Here is a 23,386-nt window from a genome sequence, read left to right as displayed (position 1 = left end):
CGCTACTGGACACGACTCATGTTTGAATCTATCTCTGCGGCACCTGCCGATCCAATTCTTGGGCTGGCCGATCTGTTTCGCGCTGACGACCGCCCGCACAAAATCAACCTCGGCATCGGCGTTTATAAAGATGAAACTGGCAATACGCCGGTATTGACCAGCGTTAAGAAAGCCGAACAGTATCTGCTGGAAAACGAAACCACTAAAAATTATCTCAGCATTGATGGCCTGGCCGATTTTGCGCGCTGCACTCAGGAGCTGCTGTTTGGCGCAGAGAATCCGCTGATTGCCGCTGGCCGCGCGCGTACCGCGCAGACCCCAGGCGGCACCGGCGCGCTGCGCGTCGCGGCTGATTTTCTCGCTACCCAGACCAGCGTAAAACGCGTCTGGGTAAGCAATCCCAGCTGGCCGAACCATAAAAACGTCTTCAACGCCGCCGGCCTTGAAGTGTGCGAATACGCTTACTACGACGCGGAAAATCATCAGCTCGATTTCGACGGCATGCTGGCCGCGCTGCAGGAGGCGAAAGCAGGCGACGTGGTGCTGTTCCACGGCTGCTGCCACAACCCGACCGGCATCGATCCCACAGCAGAGCAGTGGAGCCAGCTGGCGCAGCTCTCCCAGGCTAAAGGCTGGCTGCCGCTCTTTGACTTTGCCTATCAGGGCTTTGCTCGCGGTCTGAATGAAGATGCAGAAGGCCTGCGTATTTTCGCCGCCTCGCATCAGGAGCTGATCGTCGCCAGTTCTTACTCCAAGAACTTCGGCTTATATAATGAGCGCGTAGGTGCTATTACCCTGGTCGCCGCCGATGCTGCCACGGCCGAGACCGCCTTTAGCCAGGTGAAATACACTATCCGCGCTAACTACTCCAACCCGCCGGCGCATGGCGCGGCGGTAGTGGCGACCATACTCAGCAATCAGGCGCTGCGTACCATCTGGGAGCAGGAGCTGACCGATATGCGCCAGCGCATCCAGCGCATGCGTCAGCTGTTTGTGAATACCCTGGCGGAGAAAGGCGCAACGCGTGATTTCAGCTTTATTATCCAGCAGAACGGTATGTTCTCTTTTAGCGGCCTGACCAAAGATCAGGTGATCCGCCTGCGCGATGAGTTTGCCGTCTATGCGGTTAATTCGGGCCGCGTTAACGTTGCAGGCATGACGCCGGATAATATGTCGGCGCTGTGCGAGGCGATTGTGGCGGTGCTGTAAGCTCGTCGAGCCACTCGTGCGCGAACGCGCGCAGTGAGTGTGTCAGCTACGTGAATGGGCCGCTTCGGCCCATTTTTTATGGCAGAAAGGTTTTATTGCAGAAAAGGATTGCTGATACGCTCGCGGCCCAGCGTTGAAACAGCACCGTGGCCAGGAACAAAAGTGACGTCGTCGCCTAGCGGCAGCAGCTTATCGTTAATTGATGCAATAAGCGCCTGATGGCTTCCCTGTGGAAAGTCCGTACGTCCTACGCCGCCGTGGAAGATCACGTCGCCGGAGATCAGCAGACGGCCTGCCCGGTCGAAAAAAACGATATGACCCGGCGTGTGGCCAGGCGTATGCAGAATCTCCAGCTCAACCTGGCCGACCTGAACCCTGTCACCTTCTTCCAGCCAGCGATCCGGCGTAAAAGGCGCGCACTCCGCCAGACCAAACATCCGGCTCTGCGTCGGCAACGCTTCCAGCCAGAAGGCATCCAGCCTGTGCGGCCCGACAATGGGCACCTGATAGTGCGCTGCCAGCTCCGCCGCCGCGCCCACATGATCCAGATGACCGTGCGTCAGTAAAATTTGCGCAGGCGTAAGATTAAGCTGCTGGAGCGTCTCAATGATGTTAGCCGCATCGCCGCCGGGATCGACCAGGGCGGCGTCGCGCGTCGCCTCACACCAGATAACGGAACAGTTCTGCGCGAAGGCGGTAACAGGAATAATGTGGTAGTTCATAACGCTCCATGACCGGCGCACGCAGCGTTGCCGGCGTCATTACCAGTGCCGTACCGGCCCGGTATCAATATGAACGAAGTTGCTGCGAGGATAATATCCTACACCACCGGCGCGCATTGTTAAGGCCGCTTTGCGGATGTTATTCAGCGCGATGCCTTCAATATGGAAATCCATCGCCTGCCCTTTGGTGTGGTAGCTGTGCTTCGCCACGCCCGGGCCGCTTTCACGCAGCATATTGTTGGTTGCCAGCGAGCGGTAGCCGGAGACCAGCTGGATCGGCTTGCGGGTTTCCAGCAACGCCTGCAGCCGGTAAATCTGATCGAACAGATGGGGATCGATGCTTTTAGTCAGATTGGCGCGATAATCACGGAAAAAGTGGTTCAGGCGAGCCAGCTCGCTCTTATCGTAGCTTTTCCCGTTAAAAAACTCAGTTTTAAGGGTTTCACCGGTGTGAAGATTGCTCAGCGTCAGTTCGCGAGGACGTGACGTTGAAAGCGAGGCCATAGCTGCGTTGGGCAGTAGCGCCATCCCGGCCGCAGCCGTTCCGCCAAGAAGCAATTTGCGACGTGTTAAATTAAAACTGGACATGAAAAACGGTTACCTGAGTTGAAGCCATCGAAATGTGCAAAAACCGCACAAGGCCGAACCATAACCGTCCGTCCAGGTCCCGTCAACCCGCCGTGGAGAAGTTTGGACGGCGACCCCGGGTGGGATCGCCGTTGTGGAATCCTTATCGCAGCAGTAGCAAAAAGGAACAGAGTTGGAAAATCAAGGATTAGAGCAACAGCTGTCCAGCGCGAGCCAGCGCCTGGCTGCCGGAACGGGCCGGGTTATCATAATTGTAAATATCTGTTCGGAACTGCGGCTTGCCATCGTCGGCCACCCAGGCGGTCAGATAGTAGAGGTTTACCGGAATACGATGCCGAATCGGCACGTAGCGCGTATCGCCCTGTTTTAACTGATCAGAGATCCGTGAATCATTCCAGCCTGCATCCTGTAGCAGCAGACCCGCCAGCTCTGACGCTTTATTGACGCGTACGCAGCCTGAACTTAGCGCACGAATATCACGCTGGAACAGCCCATGGTTCGGCGTATCGTGCAGATAGATAGCGTCCGAACTCGGCATGTTGAACTTATAGCGTCCCAGCGAGTTGGTGTTGCCTGGCGCCTGACGTATGCGATAGGGGAAAGACGAGGCTGAAACCATACTCCAGTCAATCATGCTGGGGTCGATCACTTCCGCATCCGCGCTCCAGCCAGAGAGCAGCGTATAGCCGTGCTTGTAGAGATAGCTCGGATCCTGCTTCACCTTAGGAATGATGTCCTGACGGACCAGCGTCGTTGGCACGTTCCACGGCGGGTTGAGCACCACATTATTAAGCGCGCTGCGCATCAGCGGCGTTTTACGATCGGGACGCCCGACAATCACGCGCGACGAGAGGATCTTATTGCCGTTGTTGTAATAGGTCAGAGAATAGTTAGGGATATTAACCATGATGCCGTTATGCATATCATCCGGCAGCAGGCGCAGACGCTGGATATTCAGTGCCAGCAGCGCGGCGCGCATCTGCGGCGTGACGTTGAGCCATTCGCGGGTGCGCGGGCCGATATTGCCGTCGTTGCCCAGCCCCTGCCACTGCTGAAAGCGCTTAACGGCCTCCACCAGCGTAGCGTCATAGACGTTGTTGCTGCCTGTCTCAGCTGCGCCGTTCTGCACGTTGCCTGCCGCCTGCGGCGTTTGCGCCGCGAGATCGCCGACGCTGGCCGCTGAGGGGCTGACCGCAGCGGGCTGCGCGCTCTGGCTTACCGGAACAGGCGCCGTAGGCACCGCGTCGTCCGCAGGGCTCGGCGCCGTAGTCTGGGCGGTAAGCATGCCGGTACGCTGTAAAATTTCGCGCAGCGCAGGAACATCATCACTGACCTGGCCGGGGCGCAGGGTTTCACGGTTTTTCAGCTGCGGCCAGGGACGTGCGTCGGTCAGCAGCTGTTTTAGCGCAGCGTGCATCGGCGCATATTGCGGATGCTGCGGCGCCAGCGAAGAGACAAAAGAGGCGGACGCGCCCGTCTGTACCGCCTTTTGCCACTGGTTCACCACCGCCACCGACGGCTGCGCCAGTTTATAAGGCACATTGCTGTAGAGCCAGTTTTCGCCCTGAGTCGGCACGCTGGAGACGAACTGCAGATAACCCAGCATGGCATCGCTGAGCACCACATCGCGCGCAAAACCGCTAATGCCGGGATCGGTCAGGCGATCGATCCAGCGCGTAAACTGCGGCTGAACGCCCGACATCGCCACTTCCGCCAGCTGCTGCTGGAATTGCTGCACCGCTGCGCGGTCCTGCCACATCGGCTGCATATTGTGCGCCGCATAAAGCGACGCGAGGGAGGCTAAATAGAAAGGTGGCTCTTTACCGGCAAATGCCTGGCGCAGGCGCTGCTGGCTGTCGCTTACCGAAATGGTCGCGTGCGTAGTGCCGGGTAGCGCTGCAATAACGGCCGCCTGCGTAAAATGCAGCGGCGTAAAGGCCAGCGCTATCGCCAGCAGTGAAAAAACGTAATTGTTGGTTTTATTGGTCAGTAACATCCCTGCCCCCTCATTTGTTTACCACGCAGCATTTCCTGGATCAGCTGCAACTGGGCTGCTACTCATGTCCTGAGTATACAAATAAAAAACGGCATTTGCCTCACAGGACAAACGCCGTTTACAGATTACCCAAAGCGGTAATTATTGAACAGATTAAACCTGCGAGTTTTCCGCTTCCAGACCCGCCTCTTCTGCGCTGTCGCGGCGCGCTGGCGTCGCGTCGGCAGAGAAACCGCGCAGGCCGACGACGTGAACATGTTCCGTGTTGTTAAACACTTTACGGACCAGCTTATAGGTAGTGCCTTTTTCCGGACTGATGTTTTCCGGCGCCGCAATCACCAGCTGCATCTCCAGCCGCTCGCAGAGCTCGAACAGCGTGGCGATAGAGCGCGCATCCAGGCGCGCCGCCTCGTCGAGGAACAGCAGACGGCACGGGGAAATGTCTTTGCCGCGCAGGCGACGCGACTCCTCTTCCCAGCTCTGCACCACCATCACCAGAATCGACATCCCGGTACCGATCGCTTCACCGGTCGACAGCGCGCCGCTCTCGGCGCGCAACCAGCCGTCGGAGCCGCGGTTAACCTCAACTTCCATTTCCAGATAGTTGCGGTAGTCCAGCAGCTCTTCGCCGATGGTCTGCGGCGTACGCTGACCCATATCGATCTGCGGATTCAGACGCTGATAGAGTTTCGCCAGCGCTTCGGAGAAAGTGAGACGGCTGCTGTTAAACAGATCCTGATGCTGTTCATGCTCTTCCGACAGGGTATCCAGCAGCGTGGCGTGCGCTTCACGCACGTTAACGTTAAGCCGCACGCTGCGCACCTGGCCAAAACTCACCATCTGCAGCCCCTGGTTCAGCTGACGGATGCGGTTTTGCTCGCGCTGAATGGTTTTACGAATAATGTTCGACACGCTACGCGAGCTGATCGCCAGTGTCTGCTCGCGCGCCGTCAGCTCTTCAGTCAGACGGTTCAGCTCAATCTCCATCTGCTCGATCGCCTCAACCGGATCGTCGGTACGGATAATGTCCTGACGGATACGTTCGCGCAGATGCTGATAGACGGCGATAAAGAACTGGATTTTGCGCTCCGGACGCTTTGGATCTTCCGACAGGCGCAGAACGTCGCGCAAATGCTCGTTATCCGCCACGGCCAGACGCAGCGCGCCCAGCGCCTTATCCGACATCGAACGCAGCTCGTCACCGCTCAGATAAGCGAGTTCGCGACGGTGCAGACGTCGCTCGACACCGTTCTCTTTCACCAGACGCAGCACGCTGCACCAGCCCGCTTTGGCACTGACCACCTGCTCGCGAATGCGATGGTAGTCGCGTTCCAGCACGCGCAGCCGCTTCTGCAGGTTCTCCATCTCCGCTTCGCAGAAGGTGAGCTGTTTCTCCAGCTGGTTGCGGCGGGCGCGGTTGTGGCTCAGCGCGGCGTAGAGTTCGTCACGGCGAATGCGCGCGCGCTCTTCCGCGCTGGCGTCAGCATGCACGCCGATATCCTGCATCTCCTGCAGCAGCTCTTTCAGCATGTCGCGCTTGGTATCGTGCGAGCTCTTCAGGGACGCCAGCACCTGGCTGTATTGCGTCAGCTGTGCCCGATGCTCGCGCAGGCGTTCGCGCGCGCGGCTGCGCTCGCCTTCAGCCTGCTCCAGCTGGCGACGCAGCTTATCGCTGAGATCGTTGTTGCCGTTCAGCATGCCGGCAGAGTCGCCGTAGCTGAAGTGGGCGCGACGCTGTACAACTTCCGTCAGGGCGAACGCCTGCTGACGCGCGACGCGCTGCTGCTGCTGCGCCTGCTGATAGTCCGCCTGCAGCTGTTCATGCTGTTCCGGATCGCTCTGCAATACGCTAATCAGCGATTCAAGCTTCGTGAGTTTCGCGCCATGCTGATGCAGGAAACGCGCCGCTTCCTGCGCGACCTCTACCTGTTCGCGGATCTCGTCGCAGCGATCGGCCAGCGTATCGTCCAGCAGCAGGTTCACGCGCGGCAGCAAACGGTTAAGCTGCGCCACGCCCTCTTTCGCCTGCTCATACTGCTGGCGTTGCTGCTGATTGTCGCTTTCATGCTGATTCAGCGCGCGCTCCAGCTCGGTGCGGCGCGCGTTATACTGGCGAATCTGCGCTTCCGGATCTTCCTCGAAGGCGACCGCCAGATGCGTGCCGATAAAACGGCTGAAGGACTGATGCAGGCGCTGCGTTTTCTGCACGTCGAACGAGAGCGTGGCATAACGCTCCGCCAGACGATCGCGCTCGTTGTGCAGCAGCTCCAGCTGGTTCTCGCGCGCGGCGCGGCCGAACAGCGGAATTTTCGGGAAGCGCGAATAGCGCCATTGCCGCTCCGCCACTTTCACCACCACCGCGTTTTGCAGCTCTTCCACGGCAAAGACGCTGTCGTCGAACGACTGCGGATCGCCCTCGATCAGATAGAGATCTTCCGGGCACTCTTCCAGACCGTCGAGCTGCTCGCGCACCAGCGACAGATCCGGCACGACGATAGCGTGGCGCGACGGACCATAGAGGGCCGAGAAGTAAGGCGCGTCATCAAGCGTAACGTCGTCGTAAATTTCAGAGAGCAGCACGCCGCCGAAGCGTTCCGCCAGCTGCGTCAGGCGCGCGTCTTCCGCGCCGCCAGGCTGGCTGAGGCGTTCAATCTGACGCTCAACGTCGCGTTTGCGCGCGGCGATTTCGTCGCGCTCAACTGTGGTTTCGCGCTCGCGCTCCAGCAGCTGCTGCATAAATTCGGTAATCTGCTGGCTGTTTTCCAGCGCTTCGCCGGTCTGCTCGCTGAGCTGCGTCAGGATCTCCTGCGCCGCCAGCCAGTGCGGCGCGCGTGCGGTCAGGGCCGCGATACGTTCGCGCAGCGACTCCAGCTCCTGACGCATCACCATGCGGCGTTCGCCGGCGTCGGAGACGCTGGTGCTGAGCTGTTCAATCTGCGCTTCCAGCTCGCTATGCAGTCCTTCCAGCGCGTCGGCGTCATAGTGCGCGCCCTGGCGTTTACAGAACTCCGCCAGCAGCCGCTCCGCCTCATGCTGTTCGCGCAGACGCTGCTCCAGTTCGTTAAGACGCAGACGCAGCGAAGAGAGCTGCTCGGCGTAATGACGCTGGTTGGCGGCGTCGCGCAGCAGCTCGCGGCCGGTTTGCCAGGCTTCCTGACGCGGCACGTTGCCAGCGATGCTGGTCACCAGCGCCAGTGCCTGTTCGAACTGGCTGTGCGCCGCTTCCGCCACGCTCAGCTTCTGCTCCAGACGCAGCAGCGTCTCCGTCGCTTCCTCTTCGGTCGCCTGGAAACGCGCCTGCCATTCGTCGGCGTTGTCGATGGTCAAATCCGGCAGCTGGCAGAGGGTTCTGGCGCGCTCAAGTGCCTGCAGCGCCTGCTGATACTGAATCGCGCGCGTCTGCTGAACGTCGAGCGCCTGCTGGAAATCGGCCAACTGGTTTTTCAGCTCGTCCACTTCCAGCTCCGCCGCTTCGGCGCGCGCTTCGTTCTCTTCCTGCGCTTCGCGCGCTTCCGCTACCACCTCGTTCTGCTCTTCCAGACGGTGGGTCAGCTCGTCGAGATCCGCCTCGTAGCGCTCGATTTTTTCCTGCTGGCGCATGGCGGTCTGCACCAGATTGAGGTGATCGCTGGCGGCCTGATAGTCCGCTTCCAGATCGTTCTCCGCGCCGCCGTGTTCGGCGAGCTCACGTGCCATCTCAATATGGCGATACTGCTCCGACGCCAGCTGTTTGCGGCTGGAGAAGAGATCGCGCCGCAGCTGCAGCGCGCCGTCGAGATGGATGCGCCGCTCGTTGGCGTGACGCATATAGTCCGCCGACACATAGCTGGTGGCTTCGGAGATAAGGTGTTTAAAGAGGTCGCGATCGGACTGCGTGACGCGGATCGCCTCCAGCGTCATGCGGTTTTCGCGCAGTGCCGCTTCCATATCCTGAAACGCTTTACGCACGCCGCTGTTTTCCGGCAGCAGATAGTCGCGCAGCGAGCGGGTAATGGCGCTGGAGATACCGCCATAGAGCGATGCCTCAATCAAACGGTAGAACTTGCTGCGATCGCCGGCAGAGCGCAGACGGCGCGGCACGATACCGTGTTCGAACATCATCGCATGGTAGTCGGTGACCGAGCTGAACTGACGGAACTGCACCTCTTCCTGCGCTTCGACGCGCTCTTTGACTTCGCTCAGCGGCAGCACGCGCGCCTGGCGGCTGTTCATAATCTCGGTCAGCATATCGGTCGGCTGGCTATCCATCGGCAGCCCGTGAATGCTGAACGGCTTGATATCGACCTTATTATCGCGGCCCGCTACCTGCTGCAGACGCACGCCCGCAATCACACGCTGGTGACGCGAGTTAATGACGTCAAGCACCGCATAGCACACGCCAGCGCGCAGCTTGCCGTGCAGACCCTTATCACGCGAGCCGCTGGTCGCGCCCGCTTCGGTGGTATTACGGAAGTGCAGCAGCGTCAAATCCGGAATTAGCGCCGTAACGAAGGCGGCCATGGTGGTGGATTTACCGGCGCCGTTGCCGCCCGATAACGTGGTGACCAGTTCGTCAAGATCAAAGGTTCGGGCAAAAAAGCCGTTCCAGTTGATCAAAGTAAGCGAACGAAATTTTCCGCGTTCAATCATGCCTGTTCTTCCTCCGCGCTATCATTCGCTTCGCTGTCAATATCATCCGGCTCGCTGCTGACGCTGTCGAGCGGCATCGCTTCGCCGTCGCGGATCAGCCGCAGCTGCGCCTCACGCGGATCGTCGCCGCTGCGCACGTCGGCGCCAAAGCGGAACACCGATTCGGTAATGCGGAATTTGCTGCTGTCGTTGCCCATAAACCACACCATGCCGAGTCGACGCAGACGGCTCAGCGACGCGCGCATTTTTTCCTGCAGCCTGGCCCGATCGAGATCGGAGCCGGTCGAACGCTGGTTCACCAGCTTAAGCAGTTTGTTCTCATCGGCGAGCGTCAGCAGTTCGTCATACAGCTCTTGCTGGGTGAAGATGCCTTCGTTCGCCAGACGCTCCGGGCTAAGGTAGAGATAACAGAGCAGCTTGCCGACCATCATATCCAGCTCAGAAAGTACCGATCGCGGAATAAGCGTGGTGGAGCGCGGACGCAGATAGAAAAAGCCCTCTGGCGCGCGAATTAATTCAACGTTGTAACGTGCGTAGAACTCTTCCAGATATGTCTGGTAATCCATCAGAAAAGCGTGTTGATCCAGCTCTTCGATGCCGATATGGCGCCCGGCGCGCAACTGGCTGTCAAGCGCGGGAAAAACTGGATTCGCCAGTGCCTGTGCCAGCTTAAGCGGCATCACTTGTTCAATATTTGTCGATGACATGTGCCTGCACCTTGGCTCCGTAATCATTAATAGCCTGCCACTGTGCGGGCAGGCCGGCTAAATCGGCTTCCGCCACGCCGAGACGCACCGCCTGATCGACCACGATACGCGCCAGGTCAAAGTGGCGCGCGCGTGGATACTGGGCAAGGTAGTCACGCATCACCGTGGCGAGGTTGAGCGGTTTCTGCTCGGATTTGTAGCTCAGCAGCGCCTCTTCGATCATCGCCGCCAGCTGTTCGCGGATTTCGTTAAATTCTTCATATTCCAGCTCGGCAGGGAGTTCGCCCATCACCTCGTCATTGCGCAGCGTAAGATCTTCGTCGCGCATATCGAACAGACGATCGGCGCTGGCGTAGGTCAGCACCCACGGCTGGTCGAAGTAGTTCTGCACCGACTGACGCAAGCGCTGCGCAAATACGCGGTTCTTGTCCATATCGATGGCGGTTCGGATAAATTTGTGGACGTGGCGGTCATAGCCGATCCAGAGATCGATCGCCTGCTGGCCCCAGCTGATAATGCGGTCCAGCTTGTTTTGCAGATCGAACACCAGCTTATCGACAAAGCCGAGATCGGGACTGCTGAGCGTAGCATCCTGTATACGCAGCAGATTGGCCTGCAGCTTGTCGCCCGCCGCTTCCAGCGTATCCTGGAGTTCGCGCAGCGTGCCGGAGGTTTCCGACAGCAGCATTTCGCAGCTGGAGATCGCCGCGCGCCAGTCTTTATTCAGCAGATCGGCGATATCATTCTTGACCGCCTGCTGCTGTTCATCCATCAGACGCTGCGTCATATCGATGCTGTCGAAAATTTCCGCCACTGAATATTTCAGCGGCGCGAAGACGTTGCGGTGCCAGTGAAACTCGTCGCCATCCTCTTCCGCAGCGTCGGCGGCGCGTTTCAGCTCGCCCGCCACGATCGACAGCTGCATCGACAGGCGCAGCGTAGAGAACTCGCGCTGACGGATGTAGTAGTCGGTGATGCCGATCGCCAGCGGCGTCAGACGATAAATGGCATGGCCTTCCGTCATCTCGCTGGTAAAGCGGTTAATCAGGCGCTGGCGCACCATATCGTTGATGGCGTTGTTGGCGCGTACCATGACGGTCTCATGGGTTTGTTCAAATGCTTTACTGACGTGCTGAAAAGCATCGATCAGCTCGCCTTCACTCATTTCGCCATCCATGCGCTCGCCATTCAGGGTGGCGATGGCCAGCAAAAAGGCCAGACGATCGACCGGCAGCGCAAGCGAAAAGTCGTTCTTGCGCGCCCAGCTGACCAGCTCGGGTACCGTCTGGGAAAATTCACTCATAATTCGTCCTGCTTTCCTGGTTTACGCGCGGTTACGTGAATGTAACGTCCCAGGCTTAAAAAGGGTTCCTGGCGACAGTAGCGTCGCTCCATCTCAAGAATGCTTACATCGCCTCCGCCGTCCGCCGGCGGGGCTTTCATATAATCGCTGAAGACGCGCACGCCCGTACGCTGTTCAATAACGAAACCGCAGGCGCTAAGCCAGCGGTAGACATCGTCAGGATCGCGCGGGTAATCCGGCGACAGAGAACGCTTCTTCTGTTTCGCCATATTGACCCGCAGGTAACCGAAGTTCCCCAGCGTCAGGTTGCGAAACACCAGGCTGTGGCGGTTAAAAAACATCAGCGACATAACACCGCCTGGCCGCAATGCGTCAAACAGCGCCTGCAGCGCTTTTTCAGGCTCTGCGACCCACTCAAGCACAGCGTGAAACAATACCAGATCCACCGGCGTATCCAAATGTTCGCCCACCTGCTGTACGGCGATTTGTCTGAATTGCATGTTATGGCTCACATCCTGCGCCTCGGCATGCTGTTGCGCCCGGCGCAGCATCTCCGCCGAGAGATCGCATAACAGGATCTGGTGACCGCGCTGTGCCAGTCCGCTGGAGATTTGCCCCAGCCCGCCGCCAGCGTCCAGCACGCGCAGAGGAGCTGTGCCGAGCGTAGGCAGAATCGTCTCCAGCTCGTCCCAGAGGATCGCCTGACGCACGATCCCTTTGGTCGTGCCGTAAATATTTTGCGAAAATTTTTCCGCGAGATCGTCAAAGTTACGATCCTGCATGGCGTGGGCTCCGGTATGCTGCGCTCAAACGTATGCTATTTTGTCACAGGCTCAAGAAGAATGAACCTTTCATCCCCTTCTTCCTTTCCGGCTGCTGTTTTTTCGGACAACAAGGAGTTTTTTTAATGTTTTTTGGGCTGAAAAAACTGGTGGGCGGCCTGCTAATGCCTTTACCGCTGCTGCTGCTGTTAATGGCAGCGGGTATTTTATTGCTTTGGTTTAGCTGCTGGCATAAAAGCGGCAAAATTTTAGTCTCGCTGAGCTGGGTGCTACTGCTGCTTCTGAGCCTGCAGCCGATCGCCGATCGCCTGCTGCTGCCGCTGGAATCGCGCTACGCCACCTGGAACGGCGCAGAGAAGGTCGATTTTATCGTCGTGCTGGGCGGCGGCTACACCTTTAATCCCGCCTGGGCGCCAAGTTCGAATCTGATCGGCAACAGCCTGCCGCGCGTCGCCGAAGGCGTGCGGCAGTGGCGGCGCAACCCGCAGGCGACGATGATCTTCACCGGCGCCGCCGCCGGACAGAATCCCGTCAGCAACGGCCAGGTTGCCGCATCGGTCGCGCTGAGCCTGGGCGTGCCGCAGGATCATATTCTGGTGCTGGATCAGCCGAAGGATACCGAAGAGGAAGCGCGCGCGGTGCACGGCGTCGTCAGCCAGCGGCCTTTCTTGCTGGTGACCTCCGCCAACCATATGGCGCGCGCGCTTAATTTCTTTCATGCCGCAGGCTTAACGCCTGTTGCTGCGCCCGCTAATCAGCTGGCGGTCACCTCACCGCTCAACTGGTGGGAGCGCGCTATTCCTTCTCCGCTGTGGCTAAGCCACAGCGACCGTGTCGTCTATGAGTCGCTGGGCCAGGCGTGGCAGTGGCTGAAAGGCGGCGATGCGCCTTCAGCCGAGCCAGGGCAGTAGCTGCGCCCGCGCGTAATCGAAGCGCGGACGATCGAACGCGCCATACTGCACCAGCCCGTCGATACAGTCCCACAGCTGGTAAAGCCAGCGTCGCCACAGGAAGCCTTCGGAGACCGGCGCGCACTGCAGATAGCGCTCCATCAGCGCCTGCTCCGCCGGGCTGTCGCCCAGATGAATCAGCTCATATTCGCGCGGCGCCCATAAGATGACGCCGGGCTGCGTCATTGCCACCAGCTGATCGCTGCGCGCGTTTTTGATGATGCTGGTCAGCCGCAGATTGCCATGCAGCATCACGCAGGGATCGTCAAAGTCGCGAAAGAGATAGGTCAGCTGTTCGCGGCTGCGAAACAGCACCTGCCGATCGGCAAGGGTGAAAGAAGGCGGCTGGAGATAGCTGAGCGTAGACCATAAGACTTCGACGCGCTGATGGAACCAGGCCGGCCAGCTGTTTTGCTGCGTGCTGTCGACGGTGCCAACCAGCCCATGGCTGCTGATGCGGTGCCAGGCAAGCAGCCCTTCGACCACCTCTTCGCACAGTTGCTGCCAGCGCCCGGCGTCACGGGTCGGCGCTTCGGCGGAAACGCCATTGAGACGCGCCATCAGCAGCATTTCATGTACCGGCAGCTGCTGACTCAGAACCAGGCCGTAGACCGCAGGTACCGCGACCAGCCCTTCATGGCCCAGCAGCGCCAGCTTTTTCGCCTCCAGCGCGGCGCGGCCCGGATGACGAAAATATTTCGCCACCAGCGGCATCGGTTTATCCTGGCGATCGTAGAGTGCATACAACCGCGTCGGTGGCTGTTCGCTGATGGTTTCGAGTCGGCTGACCGTCTCGCCCAGCACCAGCGACAGTTCAGATTTGAGACTTTCCATGCATCCTCCTCAAGGAACCTGTCACACCATCCTGGAGGCCTCAGCGGGCAAAAATACAGAAACAGATCAATAAAAGCGTCGGGGAGTTCTCCCCGACGCCGTCAACCCTGCAGCGCGGCGCGCACGCGCGCCAGATCTTCCGGCGTATCCACGCCAACGCCCGGCACGGTTTCCGCTACGGCAACGTGTATCTTTTCGCCGTACCAGAGCACCCGAAGCTGTTCCAGCAGCTCGATACGCTCCAGCGGACAAGGCGCCCACGAAACATAACGACGAATAAAACCGGCGCGGTAGGCGTAGATGCCGATATGGCGCAGCAGCGTATCGCCAGCTTCCTCGCGGGAGGCGGCATAACGCTCGCGATCCCAGGGAATGGTAGCGCGCGAGAAATAGAGCGCATAGCCCTGGGCGTCCATTACCACCTTCACTGCGTTAGGGTTAAACGCCTCTTCCGCATCATGAATCGGCACCGCCAGCGTCGCCATACCCGCCTGCGCGCCTGCCAGATTCGCCGCCACCTGACGCACGATTTCCGGCGGAATAAGCGGCTCGTCGCCCTGCACGTTGACGATAATCTCATCGTCGGCAAAGCGGCAGGTTTCGATCACTTCTGCCAGCCGCTCCGTGCCTGACTGATGGTCGGCGCGCGTCATGCAGACTTCGCCGCCCGCCGCCTCAACTGCCGTTTTTACGTCCGGATGATCCGTCGCGACAATCACACGGCTGGCGCCAGAGGCGCGCGCGCGCTCCATCACATGAACGATCATCGGCTTTCCGGCGATATCGACCAGCGGTTTGCCGGGCAGGCGCGTCGAGGCGTAGCGCGCAGGAATAATCGCCGTGAAACTCATGGATGGATCTCTTCAACGGCGAGCGTGCGCGCTTCGTTTTCCAGCAGTACCGGGATGCCGTCGCGTACTGGAAAGGCGAGCGCGTCAGGTTTACAGATCAGCTCCTGCTGCGCGTTGTTATAGTAAAGCTTGCCGTTGCATACCGGGCAGGCAACGATTTCAAGTAAACGGTGATCCATATGTCCTCCATCACGGACCGATTGCATAAGGCGCTAAGGATACCATAGCGCAGTGTCTCAGCGTGCGCGGAAAGCGGCCGCGAAACTGCGGCGCAAACCGCAAAGCTCAGCTATTGAGCGCCCACTCTGCGGGCCAGTGCGGCTGCAGCGCAGCGGGCATTTGCTCGAACAGGACACTCTCCGCATCCTGCCACGCCGCAAAGCGACTAATCGCCTGGCGAATATCTTTGATAAAAGCGGCGGTAACGCGCGTATCCGGCTCCAGCCAAAAATTTTTAATCACCAGTTGCCGCGCCTGACGCAGCATACGGGCATCCAGCCTGGCCTTAATGACGCCGCGGTGCAGAACCGGCAGCACAAAGTAGCCATACTTGCGTTTCGCCTCTGGCGTATAGCATTCGATGCGGTAGTCGAACTGGAAAAGCTCCAGCGCCCGACGACGATCCCAGACGACCGGATCAAACGGCGACAGGATGGCGCTGTGCGTCGCGTTAAGCGGCGCGTCAAGCAGCGGCAGCAGATCGCGATGCAGCCACATTTCGCCCAGCCCGGCAACCTCGACCGGAATAATGTCGCCCGCCTGCTGCGCCTTTTCCAGGAAAGGTTTCAGCGCCACCCGCCTGAGACGATAGTAATCAGGCAGCCAGGCGGCGCGGAAAATACCGAGACTGCGCGCGCTGTTGCGCAGCATTTCCCACTGCGCATCCGCTTCGCTGAGGGCGTGTAGCGCATCCTGCCACTCCGGCAGCACGCGCGATCGCAGATCGTAAACCCGCTGGAAATTGCGCCGCTCGCTGACCATCAGCTCGCCCGCGCTAAAAAGGTTTTCCAGATGGCGTTTATGCGGCTTCCACGCCCACCAGCCTGGTTTGTGATCGTCGCCGCTGGCAAAGTCAGCGGCGCGCACCGGCCCCTGCTCTGCGATATGCTGCAACAAGTCAGCGATCTCCTGCTGGTGATCGCGTACCCACTGGGCGTTATATTTCCAGCCGAGGCGCTCAGGCTGGAGCATGCGGTGGCGCAGCAGACGATAGTCTTCGCGCGGGATAAAGCAAGCTTCGTGCGCCCAGTATTCAAACAGCGCGCCCTGCGCCAGCGCCTCTTCCAGCCAGCGCTGCGGATAGCTGCCGAGGCGGCTAAACAGCACCAGATAAGGGCTGCGCGCGACAACATGGATGGTATCGATTTGCAGCAGCGACATGCGCCGGACAGCAGCGAGCAGATCGGAAAAGCGCGCGCGTTTTGGCGGCGTACGCAGCAGACCCTGCGCAGCCAGATGAAGATGACGAGCCTGTTGAAGCGAAAGCGAAAGCGTTGTATTCATTCCCTTCCTGCGTTCGGCGTGAAGTTAGTCGGCGGCCCTGTCAGCGCCCTGCCGCGCCAGGCGTTCGATATCATCCAGCAGCGGCGCGACCGCGCTGCCGCTCAGTTCTGCCTCGACCGGCAGATACCACCAGTTGGGCTGGGCGAAGCGACGGCATTTCACCGCGTCTTTTTCGGTCATCAGCAGGATGTGGTCTGCGGCCACTAAACCGGCGAGCTCATCTTTGCTGTAGGCGTGGTGATCGGCGAAGGCGATCTCGGTTACTGGCGTGACGCCATACTGCTTAAGCGTAGCGAAGAAGCGCGGCGGATGCCCAATCCCCGCCATCGCCACCACCTTTTTCAGGGCAGAGAGCGGTACTGACTGATGCGTTTGCAGGTTAACCGCTTCGCCAGGCCGCAGCGACATAGCTATTTCACCCGGCTCCGCAGCGCCGCCGTTGACGATAACGGCGTCGACCTGCTGCAGGCGAGAGGCGCGCTCGCGCATAGGACCCGCCGGCAGCCACCAGCCGTTGCCGAATCGGCGCACGCCATCAACCACCACGATCTCGCGATCGCGCTGGAGCGCGTAGTGCTGGAGGCCATCATCAGTAATAATAAGATCAACAGGCTGAGCGGCGAGCAGCGCCTCAACCGCGGCGCGGCGTTTCGGCGCCACCGCGACCGGCGCGCCGCTGCGCTGGGCGATCAGTACAGGCTCATCGCCCGCCTGCTCCGTCGGCGTTTCGGCGTTAACCAGCAGCGGATAGCGCTCCGCTTTTCCGCCGTAGCCGCGCGACACCACGCCAACCTTCACGCCCCGGCGCTGCAGCTCCTGCACCAGCCAGATCGCGACCGGCGTTTTGCCATTGCCGCCCGCAGTGAGATTGCCCACCACTACGACCGGCACCGGCGCGCGCCAGCTTTTACGCCAGCCGCGCTGGTAGCTGAGGCGAATCAGAGAGGAAACCGCGCCATAGATCAGGCTGAGCGGCCACAACAGCAGCCACAGCGGCGAGCGTCCACTCCAGATGCGCTCAATCATTGTCCAAACTGCATTTTATGCAGCTGGGCATAGGTGCCCTGCTGAGCCAGCAGAACAGCGTGCGTGCCGCGCTCAACGATACGGCCATCTTCAACGACCACGATTTCATCGGCTTTTTCGATGGTCGACAGGCGGTGAGCGATAACCAGCGAGGTGCGGTTTTTCTGCAGCTCATCCAGCGCCGACTGAATCGCACGCTCGGATTCGGTATCCAGCGCGGAGGTCGCTTCATCCAGGATAAGGATCGGACAGTCGCGCAGCAGCGCGCGCGCAATTGCGATACGCTGGCGCTGACCGCCAGAGAGCAGCACGCCGTTTTCACCAATCACCGTATCCAGTCCGTTATCCATCTTGTTGATGAAGTCCATAGCGTGCGCCATGGTAGCGGCTTTCTCGATCTCGGCGCGGCTATACTGCTCGCTACGCGCATAGGCGATGTTATTGGCGATGGTGTCGTTGAACAGATGCACGTTCTGCGATACCAGCGCCACCTGATTACGCAGCGAACGCAGCGTATATTCGCGCAGGTCGTGGCCGTCCAGCAGGATTTCGCCCTGCTGAATGTCGTAAAAACGCGTCAGCAGGCTGGCCAGTGTCGACTTCCCTGAGCCTGAACGCCCGACCAGCGCAACGGTTTTCCCTTCCGGCAGCGCCAGATTGATATCGCGCAGCGCCGGAATATCGCGTCCGGGATAGGTAAAGGTGACATTGCGGAACTCGACGTCACCTTTGGCGCGCACAACCTCGCGCGTACCGGTGTCGTTCTCCTGTTCGCTATCAAGGATGGAGAAGAGAGTCTGGCACGCCGCCATGCCGCGCTGGAACTGCGCGTTGACGTTAGTCAGGGATTTCAGCGGGCGCATCAGCGCGATCATAGATGAGAAGACCACGGTGATGGTACCTGCGGTCAGCGTCTCCATCACGCTAGGGAAACTGGCGGCATAGAGCACGAACGCCAGCGCCAGCGAAGCGATCAGCTGGATGACCGGATCGGAGATAGAGGAGGCCGATACCAGCTTCATACCCTGCTGACGCATGCGGTTGCTGACGCGGGCGAAACGTTCGGACTCTACTTCCTGGCCACCGAAAATCAGCACTTCTTTATGCCCTTTCAGCATCTGCTCGGCGCTGGTCGTTACCTGCCCCATCGTGTTCTGCATGGTTTTGCTGATGCTGCGGAAGCGCTTAGAGACCGAGCGAATCGCCAGAGAGACAATCGGTGCCAGCACAATCAGGATCAGCGACAGCTGCCAGCTGTAATAGAACATCATGATAAACAGGCCGATAATCGAGGCCCCCTCGCGTACGACGGTAACCAGCGCGCTGGATGAGGAGGAGGCGACCTGCTCAGAATCGTAGGTGATGCGCGACAGCAGCGTGCCTGTCGACTGCTGGTCGAAGAACGAGACCGGCATGCCCATCATGTGGCTAAAGAGGCGGCGACGCATATTCATTACGACGTTGCCGGAGACCCAGGAGATGCAGTAGCTGGAAATATAGCTGGTGACGCCACGGATCAGCATCAGACCGATGACGGCCAGCGGCATCCAGATCAGTACCGATTTATCCGCTTTACCAAACCCATCATCCAGTAAAGGCTTCAACAGGGAGAGCATAAGTGTGTCGCCCGCGGCGTTAAGTATCAGGGCCACAGCGGCCACGCATAAACCCGCTTTATGGGGCGCGATCATCGGCCAGAGTCGACGAAATGTCTGCCACGTTGAGAGATCTTTATCTTGATGCATCATTTATTCACGTTGTTTGAAATAGCCGCTCATTCTACCTGGATTACCGTTTGACGCCAAACCACTGATGATACCAACGGGGCAAAATTTGCTCTCTTAACCCGGAAACCGCGATTTTACGCCCGGCAACCGTAATGGTTATCTGGCCCGATTGCGCGGTGTCATACCAGGCGAAGCCCGCGCGTCGGTAGTTTTCCAGCACGCTTTTGACCGGCATACGCCAGGCGTTATAGCGCGCCATAGAGGCGATGGCGATATGTCCGTCGACGTTGCGCAGCAGCAGCGGCGTTGACGAGGTGCGGCTGCCGTGATGCGGAACCTGGATGATATCGGCTTTAAGACGATTTTTTTCCAGCGCGACCAGCTGTCGCTCCGCCGATGCCTCCAGATCGCCCATCAGCAGCAAACGTGTAACGCCGTCATCAATGCTCAGCACACAGGAATCATTATTGTTGCTGACCTTCGATCGCTTTAACGGCCACAGCGCTTCGACATTTAACGCCCCCCAGCGCCAGCGCGTGCCGCGCACGCAGGGAAGATGATCGTCATCAAGCGTGGCGCTGCGTATGGGCACGCCAGGCCAGCGGTTTTTTATGGCATTAAGGCCGCCGCTGTGATCGAGATGAAGATGGCTGAGGACCACCGTCTGTAACTGCAGATGTTTCCGTGACAGCCAGGGGATAACATGGCGCGTCCCCGCATCCCCGCTTTCCCAGCGCGGGCCGGTATCATAGAGCATCGCTTCTTTGCCCTGGCGGATAACAACGCTTAGCCCTTGTCCGACATCCAGCATATCAATATGCCAGCCCGGTTCTTCGCGCGGCCAGCGCCAGACGATAAGCGCCAGCACCAGCGCTGCGCAGCCGATCGGCGCCGCGTAAAACAGCGCGCAGCGCCAGGCGATCAGGCCGCCCCACAGCAACAGCACCAGGGTGCCGGCGTCATGAAATGCCCACCACCCATCGGGTAAGGCCTTCAGCGCCGTCAGCAGCCAGACCAGGGAAGCATCGGCCAGGTGCCACAATGCGCTGCAGAGCGCGCCGACCGGCGTCAGTATCGCCAGCAGGATCAGCGGGACGCTGATAAAAGTGATGGCGGGTATCGCCAGCATATTCGCCGCCAGCGCTGAGAAGCTAATTCCCTCAAACAGCATGACCTGGAGCGGAGCCATTAGCAGCGTCATGCCGAGCTGAAGATGCAGCAGTTGAACCGGCAGCCAGCGCCAGCCGTGGCGGCATCGCTCAGGTAAAGGAAACCAGTGATACCACGTCAGTAAGATGGCCACCGCCAGCGCCGAGAGCCAGAAACTTTCTGACAGCACGTTCAGCGGATCGAGCAGCAGCAATCCGCCAACGCACAGGCTCCAGACCTGCCAGCCGCCGGGCTGCACGCCTTTGAGGCGAAAGATGAGCCATAGCGTCAGAGCGAAAAGCGTTCGCTGAGCGGGCGCATAGCTGCCCGAAAGCCAGGTATAGAGCGCCGCCGCCAGCCAGTTCATCAACAGCGGAAACAGATAGCCGATAAGACGCGTCGGCAGAAACAGCTGAACAGCGCGTGCTATAAGCCAGCCGCTGCTGGCGGCCAGCGCGATATGCATGCCTGAAATCGCCATCAAATGCGCCGTGCCGGTTTCTCGCAGCAGCTGGCGCAGCGCATCGTCCATCTCTGCTCGCTCGCCAAAAGCCAGGGCCTGGATAACCGCGCTCTGCTCAAGAGCGTTTATAACCGGCATATCGCGCATAATAAGCTGCCAGCGCCAGCTGCAGGTCAGGGATTCAGGCTGCTGCTGTTGAATACGGCCCCGCAGCGCCATATGGTTAGCCAGCGCAAAGCGTTGCGCATCGAACTCGCCTTCGTTGAGCTTTGCGTGGACGGGCCTGAGATTGAGCTTCATCGACCAGCGTTGCCCCGGGCAATAATCCTGCTGACTCTCGCCGAGCGACAGCCAGGCGAAACGCGGCGGAAAGAGGTAGCGCCCTTCTCGCCTGAGTAGCTGCACCTTGATCTGCTGTCGCTCTTGCCGGACTTCATCAATCCGTACGCTGTACGTTGCAGGCGCGCTGCTGGCTGCTTCTGTTGCGGTGATGTCTGCACGCCCCGCTCCCAGCATCCAGGCGAACATCAGCAGCGCTATCCCCGCGATACGCAGCCAGAACGGGGTTGTCCACCACAGCACCAGGCCCGCAAAGGCGATCGCCGCGATACCTGCCGCTGGCGGAAGCTGGTGAAGAAACAGCAGCGGCAGTGCGGCGAGAATAGCGATTCTGGCAAATATCGTCCCTGTCATTTTCATCTCATTCCTGTTTAACAGGCTGAGTATGCGGATAAACAGGAGCGCAATCAGGCGGAAGTTTTATCTTTTAAGCGCGGCATCGGGAAATTCAGAGAGGATTACATACGGCATACGCAACAGGGCGGGCAGGCTCACATAAAAACAACAGGCAAAAAAAAACGACATCCGGAGATGTCGTTTCTGCGTTCGGTTACGGCTTAGCCGTAGATGTTTGCACGGTCTCGCAGCTCTTTGCCCGGCTTAAAGTGGGGAACGTATTTACCTTCCAGTTCCACTTTATCGCCCGTTTTCGGGTTACGACCCGTACGCGGTGCGCGGTAATGCAAAGAAAAGCTGCCGAATCCCCGGATTTCAATGCGTTCGCCCTGGGCCAGCGTTGTGGCCATGTGCTCCAGCATCTCTTTTACAGCATCCTCAACGACTTTCGCCGGAATATGAGTCTGCTGGCCAGCAAGTCTTTCAATCAGTTCTGACTTGGTCATGTAACCTCCGGTTAATCCTTGTGGGAAAGGTATGACAGCTTGCTACCGTAACCGGGCAGATTTCTCTGCCCGGTTGCTTAAGGTCGATTACTCGCCTTTAGCTGCTTTGAACGCTTCAGCCATAGCATTAGAGAAGTTGCCTTCTTCCTGCTTGTTGTTCACGGTCGCGATGGCGTCTTTCTCGTCAGCTTCGTCTTTCGCACGGACAGACAGGCTAACTACGCGGTTTTTACGATCAACACCGGTGAATTTAGCTTCAACATCGTCGCCAACATTCAGAACCAGAGTTGCGTCTTCAACGCGGTCACGTGAAGCTTCAGAAGCGCGCAGGTAGCCTTCAACGCCGTCTGCCAGTTCAACTGTAGCACCTTTAGCGTCAACTGCAGTTACTTTACCAGTAACGATGGCGCCTTTCTTGTTCAGGGTGATGTAGTTGTTGAACGGATCTTCAGCCAGCTGCTTCACGCCCAGAGAGATGCGCTCGCGCTCTGCGTCAACCTGCAGTACAACGGCAGCGATTTCGTCGCCTTTTTTGTACTCACGAACGGCTTCTTCGCCAGTCGCGTTCCAGGAGATGTCAGACAGGTGAACCAGACCGTCGATGCCGCCGTCCAGGCCGATGAAGATACCGAAGTCAGTGATTGACTTGATTTTACCTTCAACGCGATCGCCCTTGTTGTGGGTCTCAGCAAACTGCTGCCATGGGTTGGCTTTGCACTGCTTCAGGCCCAGGGAGATACGACGACGCTCTTCGTCGATGTCCAGAACCATAACTTCAACCACGTCGCCCACGTTAACAACTTTAGACGGGTGGATGTTTTTGTTGGTCCAGTCCATTTCAGAAACGTGTACCAGACCTTCAACGCCTTCTTCGATTTCAACGAAGCAGCCGTAATCAGTCAGGTTGGTCACGCGACCGGTCAGGCGAGTGCCTTCCGGGTAACGCTTAGCGATAGCTACCCACGGATCTTCGCCCAGCTGTTTCAGGCCCAGAGATACACGGGTACGCTCGCGGTCGAACTTCAGCACTTTAACAGTGATTTCGTCGCCCACGTTGACGATTTCGCTCGGGTGCTTAACGCGTTTCCACGCCATGTCGGTGATGTGCAGCAGGCCGTCGACGCCGCCCAGATCAACGAATGCGCCGTAGTCAGTGAGGTTCTTAACGATACCTTTGACTTCCATGCCTTCCTGCAGGTTTTCCAGCAGCTGATCGCGCTCAGCGCTGTTTTCAGATTCGATAACCGCGCGGCGTGAAACCACGACGTTGTTACGTTTCTGATCAAGCTTGATTACTTTGAATTCAAGCTCTTTGCCTTCCAGGTGCAGCGTGTCGCGAACCGGACGCACGTCAACCAGTGAACCTGGCAGGAACGCACGAATACCGTTCAGCTCAACTGTGAAGCCACCTTTAACTTTGCCGTTGATAACACCGGTAACAGTTTCAGCGTCTTCGTAAGCTTTTTCCAGCGTGATCCAGGCTTCATGACGTTTAGCTTTCTCACGGGACAGCAGGGTTTCACCGAAGCCGTCTTCCACTGCATCCAGGGCAACGTCAACTTCGTCACCAACCTGAATTTCCAGTTCGCCGGCTGCGTTCTTGAACTGCTCTGCCGGAATGGCAGACTCAGATTTCAGACCCGCATCAACCAGAACGACGTCTTTGTCGATAGAGACAACAACGCCACGAACGATGGAACCCGGGCGGGTTTCGATTTCTTTCAGGGACTCTTCAAAGAGTTGAGCAAAAGATTCAGTCATATTGA

The 23,386-nt window shown here is 58.9% G+C and carries 18 protein-coding genes; 2 read left to right on the top strand and 16 right to left on the bottom strand.

The window, feature by feature from the left end; genetic code table 11:
• Positions 1 to 18: 18 nt before the first annotated feature.
• Positions 19 to 1,209, top strand: coding sequence for an amino acid aminotransferase (locus EKL29_RS01190; protein ID WP_126688642.1), 1,191 nt, complete (start codon positions 19 to 21; stop codon positions 1,207 to 1,209).
• 92 nt (positions 1,210 to 1,301) lie between these two features.
• On the opposite strand, the gene EKL29_RS01185 is transcribed toward EKL29_RS01190, so the two are convergent.
• The 7 genes from EKL29_RS01185 to cmoM all read right to left on the bottom strand — a co-directional run bounded on the left by EKL29_RS01185 (position 1,302) and on the right by cmoM (position 11,936).
• Positions 1,302 to 1,931 (bottom strand): MBL fold metallo-hydrolase, encoded by a 630-nt coding sequence (locus EKL29_RS01185; protein WP_126688641.1) that lies wholly within the window; start codon positions 1,929 to 1,931, stop codon positions 1,302 to 1,304.
• A gap of 39 nt (positions 1,932 to 1,970) precedes the next feature.
• The gene (locus EKL29_RS01180; protein WP_120451826.1) at positions 1,971 to 2,519 is read right to left on the bottom strand and encodes a YcbK family protein; all 549 of its coding nucleotides are present in this window, start codon (positions 2,517 to 2,519) and stop codon (positions 1,971 to 1,973) included.
• A gap of 187 nt (positions 2,520 to 2,706) precedes the next feature.
• Positions 2,707 to 4,515, bottom strand: coding sequence for a L,D-transpeptidase (ldtD, locus tag EKL29_RS01175; RefSeq protein WP_126688640.1), 1,809 nt, complete (start codon positions 4,513 to 4,515; stop codon positions 2,707 to 2,709).
• A gap of 153 nt (positions 4,516 to 4,668) precedes the next feature.
• On the bottom strand, positions 4,669 to 9,144 hold the full coding sequence (gene mukB, locus EKL29_RS01170) for a chromosome partition protein MukB (RefSeq protein WP_126688639.1): 4,476 nt from the start codon (positions 9,142 to 9,144) through the stop codon (positions 4,669 to 4,671).
• Entirely contained in the window at positions 9,141 to 9,851 is a 711-nt protein-coding gene (gene mukE / locus EKL29_RS01165; protein WP_120451820.1) for a chromosome partition protein MukE, read from the bottom strand. The genes mukB and mukE overlap by 4 nt, the downstream gene beginning before the upstream one ends.
• Positions 9,832 to 11,154: a chromosome partition protein MukF gene (gene mukF, locus EKL29_RS01160; protein WP_103795362.1), complete on the bottom strand. Its 1,323-nt coding sequence runs from the start codon at positions 11,152 to 11,154 to the stop codon at positions 9,832 to 9,834. The genes mukE and mukF overlap by 20 nt, the downstream gene beginning before the upstream one ends.
• Positions 11,151 to 11,936, bottom strand: coding sequence for a tRNA uridine 5-oxyacetic acid(34) methyltransferase CmoM (gene cmoM / locus EKL29_RS01155; protein WP_120451818.1), 786 nt, complete (start codon positions 11,934 to 11,936; stop codon positions 11,151 to 11,153). The genes mukF and cmoM overlap by 4 nt, the downstream gene beginning before the upstream one ends.
• A gap of 125 nt (positions 11,937 to 12,061) precedes the next feature.
• On the opposite strand from cmoM, the gene elyC reads away from it, so the two are divergent.
• Entirely contained in the window at positions 12,062 to 12,847 is a 786-nt protein-coding gene (gene elyC / locus EKL29_RS01150) for an envelope biogenesis factor ElyC (protein ID WP_120451816.1), read from the top strand.
• Here the strand turns inward: elyC and EKL29_RS01145 are convergent.
• From EKL29_RS01145 to rpsA, 9 genes are all read right to left on the bottom strand, one after another.
• Positions 12,827 to 13,720: a phosphotransferase gene (locus EKL29_RS01145; RefSeq protein ID WP_126688638.1), complete on the bottom strand. Its 894-nt coding sequence runs from the start codon at positions 13,718 to 13,720 to the stop codon at positions 12,827 to 12,829. The genes elyC and EKL29_RS01145 overlap by 21 nt on opposite strands.
• Positions 13,721 to 13,821: 101 nt before the next feature.
• Positions 13,822 to 14,571, bottom strand: a complete 750-nt coding sequence (kdsB, locus tag EKL29_RS01140) for a 3-deoxy-manno-octulosonate cytidylyltransferase (protein ID WP_120451812.1) — start codon at positions 14,569 to 14,571, stop codon at positions 13,822 to 13,824.
• Positions 14,568 to 14,750: a Trm112 family protein gene (locus EKL29_RS01135; protein WP_033751266.1), complete on the bottom strand. Its 183-nt coding sequence runs from the start codon at positions 14,748 to 14,750 to the stop codon at positions 14,568 to 14,570. Before EKL29_RS01135 ends, kdsB begins: the two co-directional genes overlap by 4 nt.
• Positions 14,751 to 14,856: 106 nt before the next feature.
• Positions 14,857 to 16,074 carry a winged helix-turn-helix domain-containing protein gene (locus EKL29_RS01130; protein ID WP_126688637.1) on the bottom strand — a complete coding sequence of 406 codons (1,218 nt, stop codon included), beginning with the start codon at positions 16,072 to 16,074 and terminating at the stop codon, positions 14,857 to 14,859.
• Between the two features lie 24 nt (positions 16,075 to 16,098).
• Positions 16,099 to 17,100, bottom strand: a complete 1,002-nt coding sequence (lpxK, locus tag EKL29_RS01125; RefSeq protein ID WP_120451809.1) for a tetraacyldisaccharide 4'-kinase — start codon at positions 17,098 to 17,100, stop codon at positions 16,099 to 16,101.
• A complete protein-coding gene (msbA, locus tag EKL29_RS01120) occupies positions 17,097 to 18,845 on the bottom strand; it encodes a lipid A ABC transporter ATP-binding protein/permease MsbA (protein ID WP_120452850.1) in 1,749 nt (582 codons plus the stop codon). The genes lpxK and msbA overlap by 4 nt, the downstream gene beginning before the upstream one ends.
• 43 nt (positions 18,846 to 18,888) lie before the next feature.
• Positions 18,889 to 21,138, bottom strand: a complete 2,250-nt coding sequence (locus EKL29_RS01115; protein ID WP_126688636.1) for a DNA internalization-related competence protein ComEC/Rec2 — start codon at positions 21,136 to 21,138, stop codon at positions 18,889 to 18,891.
• 197 nt (positions 21,139 to 21,335) lie between these two features.
• Complete coding sequence (gene ihfB, locus EKL29_RS01110; protein WP_033751281.1) at positions 21,336 to 21,620, bottom strand: integration host factor subunit beta; 285 nt, start codon at positions 21,618 to 21,620, stop codon at positions 21,336 to 21,338.
• 87 nt (positions 21,621 to 21,707) lie between these two features.
• Positions 21,708 to 23,381: a 30S ribosomal protein S1 gene (rpsA, locus tag EKL29_RS01105; protein ID WP_081136357.1), complete on the bottom strand. Its 1,674-nt coding sequence runs from the start codon at positions 23,379 to 23,381 to the stop codon at positions 21,708 to 21,710.
• Positions 23,382 to 23,386: the final 5 nt, after the last annotated feature.

Source organism: Pantoea sp. YU22, assembly GCF_003970755.1.
GTDB lineage: Bacteria > Pseudomonadota > Gammaproteobacteria > Enterobacterales > Enterobacteriaceae > Pantoea > Pantoea piersonii.
The sequence above is the reverse complement of the archived record's forward strand: the minus strand, read 5'-3'. Positions and strand labels throughout refer to the sequence as shown.